Origin of the sequence: Streptomyces odonnellii (assembly GCF_000981895.1) — a bacterium.
Taxonomy (GTDB): domain Bacteria; phylum Actinomycetota; class Actinomycetes; order Streptomycetales; family Streptomycetaceae; genus Streptomyces; species Streptomyces odonnellii.
This window is the reverse complement of record NZ_LATD01000073.1, coordinates 84,395-100,599: the sequence shown is the minus strand read 5'-3', so window position 1 is coordinate 100,599 and position 16,205 is coordinate 84,395. Positions and strand designations below refer to the sequence as shown.

The 16,205-nt window shown below is 70.8% G+C and carries 9 protein-coding genes; 4 read left to right on the top strand and 5 right to left on the bottom strand.

Features of this window, described 5'->3' with window-relative positions; all coding sequences use genetic code 11:
* The 4 genes from WH07_RS08950 to WH07_RS08935 all read left to right on the top strand — a co-directional run.
* A partial coding sequence (locus tag WH07_RS08950; RefSeq protein ID WP_046497526.1) for a serine/threonine-protein kinase occupies positions 1-1,961 on the top strand: 1,961 nt, incomplete at its 5' end.
* A 42-nt stretch (positions 1,962-2,003) separates the two neighbouring features.
* Positions 2,004-3,542 (top strand): VWA domain-containing protein, encoded by a 1,539-nt coding sequence (locus WH07_RS08945; RefSeq protein WP_052744302.1) that lies wholly within the window; start codon positions 2,004-2,006, stop codon positions 3,540-3,542.
* Complete coding sequence (locus WH07_RS08940; protein WP_046497524.1) at positions 3,539-4,489, top strand: hypothetical protein; 951 nt, start codon at positions 3,539-3,541, stop codon at positions 4,487-4,489. The genes WH07_RS08945 and WH07_RS08940 overlap by 4 nt, the downstream gene beginning before the upstream one ends.
* A complete protein-coding gene (locus tag WH07_RS08935; RefSeq protein ID WP_046497522.1) occupies positions 4,486-5,820 on the top strand; it encodes an extracellular solute-binding protein in 1,335 nt (444 codons plus the stop codon). The genes WH07_RS08940 and WH07_RS08935 overlap by 4 nt, the downstream gene beginning before the upstream one ends.
* A 6-nt stretch (positions 5,821-5,826) precedes the next feature.
* On the opposite strand, the gene WH07_RS08930 is transcribed toward WH07_RS08935, so the two are convergent.
* The 5 genes from WH07_RS08930 to WH07_RS08910 form a co-directional block, all read right to left on the bottom strand.
* Entirely contained in the window at positions 5,827-9,117 is a 3,291-nt protein-coding gene (locus WH07_RS08930) for a serine protease (RefSeq protein ID WP_046497518.1), read from the bottom strand.
* Positions 9,114-9,419 (bottom strand): trypco2 family protein, encoded by a 306-nt coding sequence (locus WH07_RS08925; protein WP_046497550.1) that lies wholly within the window; start codon positions 9,417-9,419, stop codon positions 9,114-9,116. The genes WH07_RS08930 and WH07_RS08925 overlap by 4 nt, the downstream gene beginning before the upstream one ends.
* A gap of 108 nt (positions 9,420-9,527) precedes the next feature.
* Positions 9,528-12,503: a glycoside hydrolase family 2 TIM barrel-domain containing protein gene (locus WH07_RS08920; protein WP_046497515.1), complete on the bottom strand. Its 2,976-nt coding sequence runs from the start codon at positions 12,501-12,503 to the stop codon at positions 9,528-9,530.
* A 78-nt stretch (positions 12,504-12,581) separates the two neighbouring features.
* The gene (locus WH07_RS08915; RefSeq protein ID WP_046497513.1) at positions 12,582-15,311 is read right to left on the bottom strand and encodes a glycoside hydrolase family 38 N-terminal domain-containing protein; all 2,730 of its coding nucleotides are present in this window, start codon (positions 15,309-15,311) and stop codon (positions 12,582-12,584) included.
* 65 nt (positions 15,312-15,376) lie between these two features.
* Entirely contained in the window at positions 15,377-16,183 is an 807-nt protein-coding gene (locus WH07_RS08910) for a carbohydrate ABC transporter permease (RefSeq protein ID WP_408645821.1), read from the bottom strand.
* Positions 16,184-16,205 lie beyond the last annotated feature (22 nt).

Below are 16,205 nucleotides of genomic sequence, written 5' to 3'. Positions count from 1 at the left end.
GCTGCGGCGAGACCGTCGGGGTCGGATACGGCGGCCGGCCCGCCCCCTCCCGCGGCTTCTGCCCCCGCTGCGGCGCCCCGTTCTCCTTCGAACCGCAGCTTCATCCGGGCGATCTGCTGGGCGGTCAGTACGAAGTCGTCGGCCGTATCGACGGCGGCGGCCTCGGCTGGATCTATCTGGCCCGTGACACCCGCCTCGACAACCGTCATGTCGCGCTCAAGGGGCTCAAGGACGTCAACGACGCGATGGCACTGCGGGTCGCCGAGGCGGAGCGCCGCTTCCTGGTCGAGCTGGACCACCCCGACATCGTCCGCATCATCAACTTCGTGATCTGGCAGGACTCCGGCTACATCGTGATGGAATTCGTGGCCGGCCACTCCCTCGCGGAGCTGCTCACCCACGAAGGGCAGCAGCGTGTGCTCGGCGGCCGCCTCTCCCTGGAACACGTCGCCGTCTACGGCTGCCGGATCCTCGACGCCCTGGAGTATCTGCACGGCCGGGGGCTGCTCTACTGCGACATGAAGCCGGCCAATGTCATGCATTACGGCAACCGGATCAAGCTCGTTGATCTGGGCGCGGTGCGCCGGATCGACGACTACGAGTCGCCGCCGGTCTACAGCCCCGAGTATCTGCCGCCCGAGGAGCGCTACGCGGCGGACGGCACCGGAGTCTCACGGGCCGGTACGCGGGGGTCGCCCCGCTTCTCCAGGCTGACCGACCTGTTCACCGTGGCCCGTACGCTCAGCGAACTGGCGGACAAGGCCGTCCCCGGCCCCCAGGTCGCGCACGACTCCTTCCGCCGGCTGATCGCGCGCGCCACCTCCCGGCACCGGCGCGCCCGTTTCGCCACCGCCGCCGAGATGTCCCAGCAACTCCACGGCGTATGGCGGGAGATCCACTCCCTGGCCCACGGAAGACAGCACGTCGGGCAGTCCGCCGTCTTCTCGCCCGGAGCGGTCCTGCTGGACGGAGGCCTCGGCGAGATCCCGGTGCCCCGGGTCCTGGAGCGGCCGTCCGGGGCTGGCGCTCCCCACCTGGACCTCGGTCTGCCCGCTCCGGAACAGGTCGCGGCGGGACTGCCCGACCCCGTTCCGTATCCGGGGAGCCCCGACGCCGCCCTGGAGCTGGGGAGTTGCGCCGCCGCCATGGCACTCGGCGATCTCGCCGCCGCCGAGACCGCGCTGATCCGGGCGTGCGAGCTGCTGAGTCCTTCCGTGGCCCGGCACGACTGGCGTGTGGCATGGACATACGGACGGCTGCTGCTGGCCTCCGGTGACCGGCCGGGCACCGGCGCCGCCCGCCGTCTTCTCGGTCTCCCGGACGATTCGCGCTCCGACGCCCGCGGCTGGTTCGACGCCGTCCACGGCGCGCTGCCCGGCGAGCCCGCGCCCAAACTCGTGCTCGCCTACTGCGCGGAACGCGCCGCCGAGCCGGAGCGGGCCGAGCCCCTCTACCGGGCCGTCCAGCAGCGGGACCACTCCGACGGCAGCGCCGCCTTCGGCCTGGCCAGGATCCGGCTGGCCGCCGGTGACCGGTCCGCCGCCCTGGCGGTCCTCGACCAGGTGCCCCCGCACTCACCGCACCGCCGGGCCGCCCGCCTCGCGGCCCTCCGTATCCAGGCCGGCTGGCCGTCCGGTCATCCTCCGACGGCCGCCGACTTCCGGCGCGTACAGGAACGGATGCGGGCCCCGGCCCCGGACAGCCCGGCGCCGGGCAGCGAGGAACGTACGCGCCTGACCGCCGAGATCCGTGAGTCGGCACTGCACTGGGCGCGGACCGGGGGGTGGCCCCCGGAGGGGCTGCCCGGCGGCGAGCTGTTCGGCGATCCGCCCGGCGAGCGGAGCCTGCGGGAGCTGCTGGAACGGTCGTTCCGGGAACTGGCACACCGGGCGGGCAGCCCGGAGGAGCACGGAGCGCTGATCGACCGCGCCAACCAGGTGCGGCCGATGACCCTGAGATGACCCCGCCGGCCCGACCGCCGGCGGAAGAAGGGGGAACACACCATGGGGGAGCACACCACGACCGGGGGAGAAGGCGGGCCTGACAGCGGCCCCGCCGTCGCCCTGATCGTCAGTCAGGAACCGGAGCTGGCCGTCGGCGCGGCGGGGGAGGGGGTGCACGCCTTCTTCGACATCCGCACGCGCGGTATCGGCCCCGCCGTACCGGGCGCGGCACCGGACGTGGCGGAGGTGATCGTCGTCGACTGCTCCGGTTCGATGGGATCGCCCAGGTCGAAGATCGCCGCTGCCCGGGACGCCGCGATCTCCGCGGTGCGCGGCCTGCGGGAGGGCACCCGGTTCGCGGTCGTCGAAGGCCGGGAGGAGGCCCGGATGATCTACCCGCAGGACGAGCGCCTGGAGCGGGCCGACCACGACACACGCGCCGAAGCCGCCGCCGCGATACGCCGTCTCTATCCGAACGGCGGCACCTCCATCGGAGCCTGGCTCGGTCTGGCGCGGCGCCTCTTCACGGACTTCCCGGGCGACATCCGGCACGTCCTGCTCCTCACCGACGGCTGGAACGCGCACCGCCCGGAGCTGCTCGCACACGAACTCGACGCCTGCGAGGGCCTCTTCCTGTGTGACACCAGGGGGATCGGCGACGGCTGGAACGCCCGCGAGCTGAAGCAGATCGCGGACCGGCTGCACGGCACCAGCGATGTGGTGCTGCGCGACACCGATCTGACCGCCGAGTTCGAGGCGGTGATCCGCGCGTCCATGGCACGGACGGTGCCGGGACTGGCGATCCGGCTCCACCTCATGCCCGGCAGCACACTGCGCTTCCTCAAACAGGTCCACCCGGCCGAACGCGAACTGACCGGCAGCGCACGGCGGTTGGACGCCCGGACCGTGGAGTTCCCCACCGACGCCTGGGGAAGTGACGAGACGCGTCAGTACCATCTGTGCCTCGAAGCGGACCCGGCGGGCCGCTCCCGGGACGAGGATCTGCAACTCGGCTACGTCGACGTGCTCGTCCCGCTGGAAGGGGTGCCCGCCCCGGATCCGGCGCCCGTACTCGTCCGCTGGATCCCCGGCGACCGGGCATCGACCGTCGTCAGCCGGATCGGAGAGCACTTCGGTCTCCATCACGAACTCGGCGTGGTCCTCGCCGGGGCGTACGAGGCCTACCAGGAACGGGACCTGACCACCGCCGAGGCCCGGCTCGTCGAGGCCGTCCCCATGGCCCACCGCCTGGACGACCGGGCGAAGCTGCGTGTTCTGGCGGAAATCCTGGACATCACCGATCCGGCGGCCGGCCTGGCGCGGCTCAAGAAGGTCTTCGACCCACGGCACATGAGCCGTCTCATCATGCTGGGCGACGACAGCACCCTCTACCGCGAAGACAGCGAAGACAGGGAGGACAGCGCGTCGGCCGGCCTCCGGCTTCCCGGCCGGCAGGCGGGACCGCCGGGAGCGGTACGTACCTGCCCCGGCCCGGACTGCGACGCGCGGTCGCCCGCACACGCCCGGTTCTGTGTCCGCTGCGCACACCCCATGGCCGCCGACGCGGACACCGACGGCGGCCGGGAGAGCGGGACATGAGCGTCACCCGGCGCTCTCTCCAGCGCCGCGCCACCGTGCTCCTGGCCCTGATCACCCTGGCCGTGCTCACCCTGTTCCTGGCGTACGACGGGGTGCACGGCGACGCGGCCGGGCTCCGTTCGCGTACGGCCCCCGCCATCCTGGACGTGGCCGCCGCGCAGACCGCGCTGCGCAAGGCCGACGAGTCCGCGCGCGCCGCGCCGTATTCCGGACCGGCCGAGACCGTGGGTACGGGCAGCGGCTACCGCATCCAGATCGCGGCGGCGAGCCAGAGCCTCGCCCGAGCCGCCGAAGGCGGTGTGGCGGGCGAGGCCGGACTGCGCACACTCCAGACGGTCACCGGGCTCGTCGTCGCGTACACGGGCCTGATCGAGCAGGCCGACCGCTCTCCCGCCGGATCGGAACTGCGCGCGGGCTATCTGCACTACGCGGACAGCATGCTGAACCGGCCGGACGTCGGCATCCTCGCGCGGCTCCAGAGCCTCCAGACCGAACAGAGCGAGGTGCTCTCGGCACAGACGTCCCTCGACTGGTTCACACGTACGGTGTGGGGCGTCGCCCTGCTGTTGTGCGCGGCGCTCGTCGCGGTGCTGGCCGAGACCCAGCTCTTCCTGCGGCGCCGCTTCCGTCGTCGTCACAATGTCTCGCTGCTGAGTGCCACCGTCCTGCTCGGGCTGGCGCTCGCGGCCCTGGCGGTCTTCACCGTACAGACCCAGACGGCCAAGGACCTCTCCCACGGCCAGCTCACACGGGCCGCACGGCAGTACAGCACCGGTGCGGTGTCGGAGACCACGACGGAGGTGGCCGAAGAGGTGGCAGCCGAACTGGGCGACACCGGATGGCGGGCGGGGCTGATCGGCTGGGTGCCCCTGCTGGGGCCGCTGCTCGGGGCGCTGGTCGTACGGGGAATGCAGCCTCGTATCGCCGAGTACAGGTACCGGACGTGATCAGGGGCCCGCGGCTGGTCACCGCCCTGGTCGTCGTCCTGCTCCTGCTGCTCGGGGCGGCGGTCGCCGGAGTCGTCCGCGCCACCACATCGCCCAGGACCGTCACCGTGCTCGCCTCCTGGTCCGGCGACGAGGAGAAGGCGTTCCGCACCGTCCTGGCCGAGTTCACCAGGCGTTACGGTGTCGAGGTCGACTACCAGGGCACCTCGGCGCAGCGCGAAGTGCTGCGCTCCGAGGTGCAGGCGGGCGCGCCCCCGGATGTCGCCATCCTCTCCAGCCCCGGCGAACTCGCCGCGTACGCCCGCGAAGGCGAGGTGATCGCGCTGGGCGGCACACTGGGCGGGACCGGACTGGACGCGTACGACCAGCCATGGCTCCCCGAGCTGGGGGTACGGGGCCGGTCCGACATCTACTGGGTACCGGTCAAGGCCGATCTGAAGAGCATCGTCTGGTACGACCCGGAGCGATACGCCGCCGAGCCCGGCGGGCGACCGGCCGGGCCGCCCGCCGACGGTGACGCCTGGTGTCTGGGCATGGGCGCCGACGCCACCTCCGGCTGGCCGGGAACGGACTGGGTGGAGGATCTGCTGCTCCAGCAGTCGGGCACCGCCGTGTACGAGGAGTGGGCCACCGGCGGGCGCTGGAACACGCCGGCGATGCGGAAGGCCTGGCGGACCTGGGCGGAGACCCTCGGCGGCAAGGGATCGGGCCGGGCCGAGGAAGCCCTCACCACCGATCTCGAAACGGCTTCCAAGGGCCTGTTCACCGAGCCCCCCGCCTGCGCACTGGACCACCAGGCGTCGTTCATCCGCGGTGTCCACGGGAGCCCCGAGAAGTCCGTGGGCACCCGGCCGGGCGACTTCCTGCCGTCCGCGGAGGTCCTTCCCGGTACGGCGGGGCGGGGCCGGGCCTGGGAGGTGGCGGGCGACTTCGCGGCGATGTTCCGTGACTCGCCGGAGGCGAAGGAGCTGATACGGTTCCTGGCCTCGGCCGAGGCGCAGGAGCACTGGGCCGTCCGCGCCCCCGCCACCATGCCCCGCCCGCTGTCGGCCAACTCCCGTGTCCCGCAGGGCGCGTACGAGCCCGATTCGGTGACCCGCCGCCTCGCCCGGAATCTGCGGGACCCGCTGCCCCAGTGCCTGGACGCCTCGGACGCGATGCCGCCGACGATGGGCGACGCCTTCCGGCACGCCGCTCTGCGCTTCCTGGACTCCGCCCAGGAGTTCGCCGCCGACCCCGGAAAGCTGGACGGCCTGCTCGGCCAACTGGACGAGGTCAGCGCCCAGGTGAAGGAGGAAGGCGGCACCTGGCTCCCCGCGGTCTGCGGCTGACCGCGTTCACCGCGTCCGCCTGGTCGGCAGCCCCCCGCCGTTCAGGGCCTTCTGTCCGGCTCCCCGGCGCCGCTCCGCGTCGGGCGCCGGGCAGACCGTCACCGTGACTCCGGGCAGCGCCGGTACAGGGGCTGTCCGCGGTACCCGCCAGAGGATGAGCCGCCGCAGCTCCTCCATCCCGGCGAGAGCGGCCAGTTCGGCTTCGTCCGGCACCCAGTCGAGGACGACGGAGCGGACGCCGCTCACCGCGGAGAAGTCCGTCCGGCGCGCGCCGGCCACCAGACTGAGGTGTCGCACACGCAGATCGGCCGGCAGAGCCCGTGTGTCGTTCGGCCGCGCGCTCAGCCGCAGGCTGTCCAGCCGGACTCCGGCGAAGGTTGTCAGATCGACGGGTGTGGTGAGCCCGGAGATGACGAGCCGGCGCAACCGGAGGCTGCCCAGTGGGGACAGGTCCAGGGGCCGGGTCCCCCCTCGCCTCGAACACCGGTCCAGCACCAGCACCTTGAGCGACCGGACGTTCTCCAGTTGTTCCAACGGGGTCACCCCGTTGTCCCGCAGGGTGAGGCGGCGCAGGCGAGGCAGGTCGGCGAGCGGGGTCAGATCGAATACGTCGTTGCGTATCTGCAGGTCCGTGATGGTCTTGAGGTGTCCGATACGTTGGATCCTGCGGGAGTTCTGCAAGTGGACGCTGAAACGGCTGAAGTCGATCTCGCTGAGCACGTCCCGCGCGTACACCTCGTAGTCACCGAGCCGGCCCCAGGTCTCCAGCAGCTCGCTGATCGACCGGTTGTCCGGCTTCGCGGTGAACTGAAGGATCTTGTCTATGGCTCCCGGCGGGTTCCACTGCGCGGCGATCCGTGCCACGGCCCGTACCACCAGCGCGGCCTGTTCGGCGGGGAGGTCCCTCGGGTCGGGCAGCAGGTCGAGGACGAACGGGCCGGCCGCGGCCAACTGGTCGGCGGCGGCCGTGGTCCGCGGCGGGATCAGTTCGGCCATCGCCCCGGCCACGAGGGCACGCACATCGGGTGAGTTCGGGGCCTGGCGCGGCAGTACGGCGCTCTGCTCCAGGACAGCGGCGGCGAGGAGGTACAGGGTGTCACGGTGCTCGGGTTCCGATCTGCCGCGTTCGAGCAGGTTCAGCAGAACCCTCGTCCGCTCGGTGGGGCGTGCGTGTGCGCCGACCATCACCACCACATCGTGCCAGTGCGGCTTGTCCGCGTTGTCGAGCATCAGGTTGAGATTTTCCTCCTCGACCACCTCCTTGGCCGCGAGATGGTCTCGGAAGGTGCGATGGACGAACTCGATGGAGCGGTCGGGCAGTTCACGCAGCAGGCCGCTCTCGTGCGCGAGGTACTCCAGCGTCCGCCGCGGGCTCTCGCTGCCACTGCGCAGGCCGAAGAGGCTCGCCGCCACACGGCGTTCGGCGACGTCGTGGTCCAGTATCAGCCGGCGATTGGTGACCAGCCAGAACGCCAGCCGCTGGAGCAGCTTCAGCAGCTCCTCGTCACGCAGCGGCGGATCTCCGCTGTCCGGTCCCATACCGGCCGTGCCGGCGGTCCCACCCGGCTGCACCTCGGCGCGATGCCGGCGGCGCAGATGGGGCCAGCGCACCAGCAGCAGGTCCACGGCCGCGTCGTAGATCTGCTTGCGGCTCTCCGGCAGATGCTCGCCGCGCTCCAGGTTCAGCGCGCACAACAGTCCGCACAGGAGCGGATTCGCACTCATCCCCCGGAGCGCCGGCCGGTTGGACAGTGTGGACAGCAGACCCTGCTCACACCGCTCCAGCTCCTTCCGGACCTCGATGCCTCCCGGCGTGTCGGGCTGGTCGTCCCGTGCCTTCTTGTGCCACCCGCGCACATACCGGTCGACACTGTGCCGGCTCATCGGGAGCAGGTCGAACCTCTCGAAACCGCGGTCCACCCACCACTGTTCGGCCACGGTGGACGGACGGGTGGTGACGATGCACCGGGTGTCGGGATGCGAGACGAGCTGCTCGTCCACCCACTCCTCAAGGTGTACGCGTTCGCGTGGGCGTACCTCGTCGAGCCCGTCGAGCAGGAGCAGCACCTTGCCCTCCGCCAGCATCTTCTGGACCCAGCCGTCGGGCATCTCCGGGCGGAGCGTCTCCGCGACAAGCTCGGCCAGGCGAGGCGGACGGCCACCGGCGAACCGTACGAGTTCCAGAAGGAACGGCGCGGCCGAGAACTCGTCCGCTCCGGCGCTCCGTGCCGGGTCGTCGGGCCCGTACGCCTGGTCGGTACGGACACCGCCCGCCGCGACGGCGCCGAGCCAGCGCATGAGCGTGCTCTTGCCGGCCCCGGCCACACCGCGGATCAACGCACGCCGATGCGAGCGCAGCTCCCGGTCGGCCCGCGCTCCGACGCTGACCGTCGCGTCGTCCGACCGGTCACGGCGCTTCAGTGTCAGAGGAACGTAACCCATGGTGAACGGCTGTCTGCGCGGGATGCCACGGGGGTCCACCGCGAAGAAGTCGAAGCGGTCGAGCGTACCGACCATGAACCGGCGGTACCTGGCCGTGAACGCCTCACCGGGATCGGACGCGCCGTCGTCCGATGTCCGGGGAAGCTGGTCGGCGTCCTGGGGCAGCGCGAGCAGTGCCCGCAGCCGGGACTTCTGGCCGGGGTCAAGGCCTTCATCGAGAGCGTGATCGATCCGTACGGCTGCCAGCCGGCCCAGTCCCTCCCTGGGGTGGTGCTTGCTGATGACGCCCACGATTCTGTCGCCGGCCCACAGGGCCGCGCCCGACATGCCCTCCCAGGGCGACGGACCGCCGTGCGGCCCCCCGGCCGCGGGCGCCACGGGGATCGTCACCTCCAGTGAACCCTCCCGCCAGTTCGACAGCACCGCCGCCGAGCCCACGGCGTGATGGGCGTCGCGGTACCGCGTACGCTCCCGCACCGGATCCGACGCCGTGCGGTCGTCGTCCCGCAGCTTCCACCGCGGGAAGCCGATCGCCTGTACCTCCAGTACGTGGGGGTGGTTCGCGATCTGCGCGAACTGGGCGTCGGGCACCGGTCTGTCCGGCCGTGGCGCTATCGAGACCACCGCCAGGTCCGAGCCGGAGTCCGCCCACCACGTCGTCGCGGTCGCACTCCACTCCCCGGGGAGATCAGGCTCGAAGCGGACGTGCACCGACTCCGCGCCCTCAACCACATGAGCCGCGGTCAGTATCCTTCCCGGGGCGACCAGATAACCCGATCCGCGACGCCCCCGCCCGGCGCCGCGGTCCACGATGAGTTCAGCCACCCTGGCCCGGTCGAGCGCGTGCGGGGTCACCGTTCGCCGTCCACCTCGGCACCGGAGATCAGCGGCCGGCGGTCCGGTTCTCCGGCCCGCCGGGGATCCAGTGTCAAGGTGATCCGCTGCGTCGTGTGGTGCGCGGCCCTGGCCTCCGCTCCCAGTTCCACCACCCAGAACCTGACCTTTGCCCCCGGCCCGGCTTCCTTCTCCACCGAGATGGTCAACTCCATCTCCACCGGGCCCAGTTCGAACCGCAGGTCCGCGTTCTCCCCCTCGCGCATCGCCTCGGTGAGCTCCGCACGCAACTGCCGTACCATCTCGGCGAGTTCCACTGCCATGGCCATCCCCCTCCGGCACCACCCAGATGTGACACATCATCACAGTGCATGTGTCCCGCACGCAACGGAGACCCCGTGCGGGACAGGGAGACGGCGCGGACCGTCCGGTCAGCCGGCCGTGAAGCGAAGCCTGATCGTGCGGGACTCCGGCCGAAGCGCGAACTCGGGCCGTACATCCGGTCCACAGGCCCGCGAGCCGAGCCCGTGCTGGGCCGCGTCGACGAGCAGATGGCTCGTCGTGGAATCCGGAAGCTCGAACGGGTGTCCGGCTCGGGCTATCTGCTGTGGGGTGTGGCGGCTGAGCGTGAAGCCGGGGCGGCGTCCGCGTGTGTCCGGGACCGCCACGATACGCAGCGCCCTTGTGCTGCCGCTTGTCAGCGTCAGTTGGCGCAGTCGGGAGCGGTGCCCGGTCTCCTGGGGCCGCGCGTAGTCGACGGAGAGCTCGCGGACGGTGGAGGAGAAACGGCCCGTACGCGCCGCGCGGAGACTGTCGGGGTAGGACTCGTGCGGGCCGAGGCCGAACCACTCGGCGCCATCGATGGGAGCAGTGCCGTCGGGCAGATCGAAACGGATCCCGATCCGCGGCCAGACCGTCCGCCAGCCGCTCGAAGGCTCCATCTCCACCCGCAGTTCGAGTTCGTCGCCTTCGAGCGACCAGACGGACTCCACCATCACCGACAGGGCGGAGTTCGCCGCGGCGACTCTGGCGACCGTTCGCAGGGCGTCCGCGGTGCGCTCCACGGAGATCCGCCGCGTGGTCAGCCGGTCGAGACCGTCGCGCCGCCACAGCTCGGCGTGGGAGACCCCGGCGACGGCGGCGTCGCTGTCCTCGACCTCTCCGGACGTGCCTTCGTCGTTGTCGGTCGGGGCCCGGAACAGTTCCAGCCGTGGGCCCGCCACCGCGCGGCCGGCGAGGCGCACGAGGGACCCGTCGACGAACTCGGCCATTCCGAGGTCCAGTGTTCCGTCGGTCCGCCGCCAACCGCTCCGGGGTCGGACAGCGGGCGCGGGACGGCGCGTCGAACGGTCCAGTTGGGCGGTCGCGACCACATGTCCCTCGTCCGCCCAGGCGGTGCCGGCCGCCAGTACCGCCTCAACGGTGATCCATGTCTCCGAGTCCCGCGACACGGGGATCCGCGGCAGCGGCACACGCACCGACTCGCCCGCCGCGACGACGGGGACCTCCAGGTCCCCGGAATCCACGGGCGTGCCGTCATGCTCGACGCGCAGGCGGAAGCGCAGGTCGGACGTGTCGGCCGAGTGCCGCAGGTTCGTGATCGCGACGTGGTCGCCGTCGAAGGTGAAACGGACCGGCTGCACGACAGCCTTGAACTCGTGGAGACTTGGAGTCGGGACGTCGTTGCTCAACAACATGCCGTCCATCACGAAGTTGCCGTCGTGCACGACCTCCCCGAAGTCGCCGCCGTACGCGTAGTACGGCGTGCCGTCCGGGGACGTGGCCAGAATGCCGTGATCGCGCCATTCCCAGACGAAGCCGCCGTGCAGCCGCGGATGTTCGTGCACCAGCGCCTCGTACTCGTCGAGCGCGCCCGGCCCGTTGCCCATCGCGTGGGCGTACTCGCAGAGCAGGAACGGCTTGGTGCGCTGGCGGGCGCCCTGCGCGGGAGTGCAGTTCAGCAGGGGGGAGCGTGAACCGTCGGCCCCTATCTGCTCGGTTTCGAGCACCGACGCGTACATGCGTGAGTAGATGTCGGTGTATTCGCCGGTGTGGTCGCCTTCGTAGTGCACGGGCCGGCCGGCGTCGCGGGCATGGACCCACGCGGACATCGCGGCGAGGTTGCTGCCGGTTCCCGCTTCGTTGCCGAGCGACCAGATCACGACACTGGGATGGTTCTTGTCCCGTTCGACGGTGCGCTGGACGCGGTCGAGATAAGCCGGACGCCACGCCGGATCGTCGCTCGGATTGCCGGCCCAGTCCAGTGTGGTGAAGCCGTGCGTCTCCAGGTCGCATTCGAGGACGACCCAGAATCCGAGCTCGTCGGCGAGGTCCAGCAGCCGCGGGTGCGGCGGGTAGTGGCTGGTACGGATCGCGTTCACATTGAACCGCTTCATCCGGGCCAGGTCCGCGCGGGCGTGCTCCTCGTCGAAGACCCGGCCGCGCTCGGGATGGGTCTCGTGGCGGTTCATCCCGTGGAACACGACACGGCGGCCGTTGACGAGGAACCGGTCGCCGCGGATCTCGACCGTACGGAAGCCCGTGCGCAGGGCGATGCTCTCCGCGGCCGTCGACACGGTGACGTCGTACAGGCGGGGCAGCTCCGCCGACCAGGGCTCCACACCGTCGATGTCCAGCGGGGCCACGTCGGCCGCAGTCGCCCAGACCTGCTCGATACCGAGTTCGGGGAGGCGCAGCGTGACCGGGAACGCCGCCGCGTCGGCGGTGACCTCCGTGTCGATCCGTCCGCGCCCGTTGTCGAACCCGGTGCGCAGCCAGACGTCCTCGATGCCCCCGGCGGGCCGCGCGATCACGGTGACATCGCGGAAGATGCCCGGCAGCCACCACTGGTCCTGGTCCTCGACATAGCTGGCCGCCGACCACTGGTGCACCCGTACGGCGACGACGTTGTCGCCGGGGCGTACGGACGATGTCACATCGAATTCGTGGGCGAGCCGGCTGCCGGCGGCGCTGCCGATCTCGTCGCCGTTCACCCACAGCTTGAAGAGCGACTCGACACCGTCGAACCGCAGCACGACGCGCTCGGCATCCGACCAGTCGTCGGGCATGTCGAAGTGGCGGCGGTAGTCGCCGGTGGGGTTCTCGTCCGGAACATGGGGCGGGTCGATCGGGAACGGGAACTGCACATTCGTGTAGATCGGCCGGCCGTGCGCTCCGTCGCCCTGGAGCACCCAGTGGGAGGGCACCGCGATGCCGTCCCAGCCGCTGTCGTCGAAGCCTTCGGCCGCGAAATCCTCAGCCACCGCCGCCGTCGGCGACAGCCGGAAACGCCACTGCCCGTTCAGCGAATGCGAGGGGGCGTCGGAGTGCAGCCATGAGCGCGCCGTGCGCAGCGCGCCACGCCCTGGTGTGATGTCCGAAACGTACGCGGAAAGCTCGGAGGGCACGAGGTCACAACTCTTTCTTGATGACAAAGGGATCCGAACGCCGGCGGCGTGCGCCGGTCTGTGCGTGGCTGTGGACGTCTAGCGGACCACGACCGTTCGAATCTCCCATGGGCCGAGGGCGAGTTCGAGCCCGTCCGCGACCGGAGCCGTGGCGAGCGGACGGCCGAGCAGGTCGACCGTGGTGGCTTCGGTGAACGCGCCGGTCAGCCGGGCGGTCGATCCCGTGTCGCTCATCGCGGTCAGCCGCACCTCGGTGCCGGCCCCGCGCTCGTCGTCGGCGACGCGGCGGATGCTCGACACGAGAATGTCCGCGCCCTCGACCCGTACACCGGCCGTGTCGGGGGGCAGTTGCGTTCCGGCGGGCGCGGTCCCGCGGGTGACCAGCACGTCGTTGCGGAAGTCCTCGGCGAGGGCCACCGCGTTCGCCCCCTGCCAGCCGGTCGCCGAGGGCACGACGGCGAATCGGTTCTCGACGCGTACGCCGAGATCCTGCGCGCCGGGTGCGGGGATCTCGCTCGCCGCGGGCTCGTCACGGAGCGGATGGATGTTGACGCTGATCGAGCCGATCGCGCGCAGCAGTGTGATGGCGAGTTCGGTGCCGTCGCCGACGAGTTCGTACTCGGTGGTGTGGTCGAGCAGTACGTGGGCGGGGCCGGCCGACACGAACGTACTCGCGGGGAAGGTCGGGATCGGGTATTCGCCCCAGCCCCCCTCGGCGGTGAGCCCGCGTTCGGTGACGGCGAACTGCCCGCCGGACGCCGACACGGCCACGGGCTCGGGGAGCGGTACGTGGAAACGCAGCCGGTGGTCGGCGGACCGGTTCAGGAACGACGTGGAGACGCGTACGAACGGCTCGCCCGCGCGTACCTCGACGAGTGTCTCCACCGGGGTCGGCACCGTCGTACTGCCCCGCAGGTCGCGGTCGGAGGAGAGCGCGGCGGGCCATTCGTAGACGCGGGTGACACGCGACCTCGAACGCAGCGGGCCGCTCTCGAGGAGTTCGACGGTGGTCTCCGTCGGCTCCGACACGAGCACATCCCGCGCCGGTGGGGCGTAGTTGTAACTGTCGCCGCGGTCACCGCCGTCGACGAGACGGCCGACTCCGCGCAGTACGGTGCCGTCGGCTCCGGTCACGTCCAGGGTGCCGTCGGCGGCGATCTCGACCCCGACCAGCCCGTTCGACAGGGCACGGCCCGAGGCCGTCGCGGGTGCGAACGCCATCGACGGCGTGCCGGTACGGTCGCTCGGTCCGACCCGGAAACTCGCGAGCCCGGAGGCGGGGACACGCACGGGCACCAGCGCGGTCGCGCGAGCCTCCTCCAGTGTCAGCACCGTCCACTCGCCAGGATGCGCGGCGGCCGCGGCGGCGACCTCCCGGCGCAGGATCAGCAGGTCGAACGGTCCGCTGCTCGGCACCTCGGCGAGATGGAAGACGAGCGAGCCCGGGGTGAGTTCGTAGTGGTCGATCAGACGGCCGAAGAGTTCGCGGCGGTGGATGCGGCGCAGCACCCGTTCGAGCTGCGAGGCGTCCATGCGCTCGTCGCTCAGTACGGTCGGAGCCACCGAGACCGGCTGTACGGGACGTGTGGAGCCGTCGGTGGCGGTCGCGACCAGAACGGTGCCCTCGGGCGGGGCCACGACATCCACCTCGACCAGCGCCGTACGCGGGAACGGCAGTGTGCTGGCGACCAGATGGCCGTCGCTCGGTACCAGCGCGGCGGGCTCGGCGAGTGCCGCGTCCCGGACCGCGCGCGCGGTGTGCGTGGCTTCGGCGAGACGCGCCTCGACCTGTTCGGCGGTCTCGTCGGTGCCGGAGCCGACGACCGAATCGTGTGCGCTCGACTCGATGATCTTGTGCCAGGCGAGCGAGAGGAACGGTGAGTCGTCGCGCCGGGACCACAGTGCGTTCATCCGCTCGGCGTGGTCGACGGTACGCTCGGCGACGGCCATCCGCTGCTTGAGCGCGAGCCGTACGGAGAGCACGCCGGGGAGGATGTTGCCGCGTACATGGCTGCGCAGTTCACCGGTGACGACCGCGGAGACCTCGTCGCGTACGTGCTGACGGATGTACTCGTCGAGCGTCGCGATGGTGATGGGGCGCTCGTCGCTGGACGCACGCCGCAGCCAGGCCGCGAGTCGCGGATCGGGCGCGTTGTGATCGGTGCCGGCCATCGCGAGCACCGGGTCGCGACCCCACCGCTCGGCCGTCATCTCCGCGTACTCGCCGAGCGCGCGCCCGATCTGATCGGGCACCAGCAGGACGTCGAGGCCGTTGTCGTAGCCGTCGAAGAGGAACTCGGTGCGTACTTCGGAGCCGTCGGGAGCGCGCCAGCGGAAGGCGTGACCGTCGACGGAGCCGGGAACACCGCGCCACAGCGCCGCATGCTCGATTCCGGCGCGCGCCAGGATCTGCGGCATCTGCGCGACATGGCCGAACATGTCCGGGAGATAGCCGATGGGCATCGAGCCGCCGAGAGCCGCCGCGGCCGCCCATCCCATCTGCAGATTGCGCACGATGGTCTCACCGGAGCAGAGGAACTCGTCGAGCAGGATGAGCCATGGTCCGATGGCGAGTTGGCCGCCGGCGACCAGCGCCACGACCCGGTCGCGGTTCTCCGGCCGCATCTCCAGATAGTCCTCGATCGCGGCCATCTGCCCGTCGACGGTGAACCGGAAGTCCGGGTTCGCCTCGGCCGTCTCCAGCACGGTGTCGAGAGCGGCGACCAGCCGGTGCCGGAAGACCTGGAAAGGCTCGTACCATTCCCGGTCCCAGTGGAAATGGGGCACGAAGACGGCGGAGTTCTGCATGGGGAGTGGGACCTTCTGTGTCGGCGGGGGAGAGACAAGAGAGACTGGCGACTGGGGGTTTGGAGTCACTTGAGGGAGCCGGCGGCGAGCCCGGTGCGCCAGAACCGCTGGAGCAGGATGAACAGGATGATCACGGGCGCGATCGAGACCAGCGAGCCGGTGATCACGGACTCCTGAAGGAGCGGAGCACGGGCGGTCTGGCCGTTCCACTGGTAGAGGCCGAGTGTGATCGGGAAGAGCGACTCCTTCTGCAGCATCACCATGGGCAGGAAGAAGTTGTTCCAGATGGCGACGAACTGGAACAGGAAGATGGTCACCAGCGATGGTGTCATCAGCCTGAACGCCACCGAGAAGAAGGTACGGAACTCGCCCGCACCGTCCAGACGTGCCGACTCGATGATCTCCTGGGGAACAGCGGCGGCGGCGAAGATCCGGGCGAGGTAGACACCGAACGGGCTGACGATGCTGGGCAGGAACACCGCGAGATACGTGTTGACGATCCCGGTCGCCGAGAACAGAAGGAACAACGGGAGCGCGAGCGCGGTGGTCGGTACGAGGACACCGCCGAGGATGACGGAGAACAGGAACTCGCGTCCCCGGAAAGTGAACTTGGCGAGCGCGTAGCCGCACAGCGCGGATATCAGGGTTCCGACGGCCGCGCCGAGCACCGCGTAGATCACACTGTTCAGAGCCCATCGCCCGAAGATGCCGTCGCTGCGGCTGAACAGGGTGCCCAGATTGTCGAACAGGTCGAAGTGCGAGAACGTCAGCCCGTTGGTGGAGGCGAGGTCGCCCTGCGGTTTGGTCGCCGCGACGATCAGAAAGTAGACGGGCAGCAGGAAGTAGATCGCCAGGAGGAACATCAAGGACATGGCAGCCGTGCGGCTGACACGG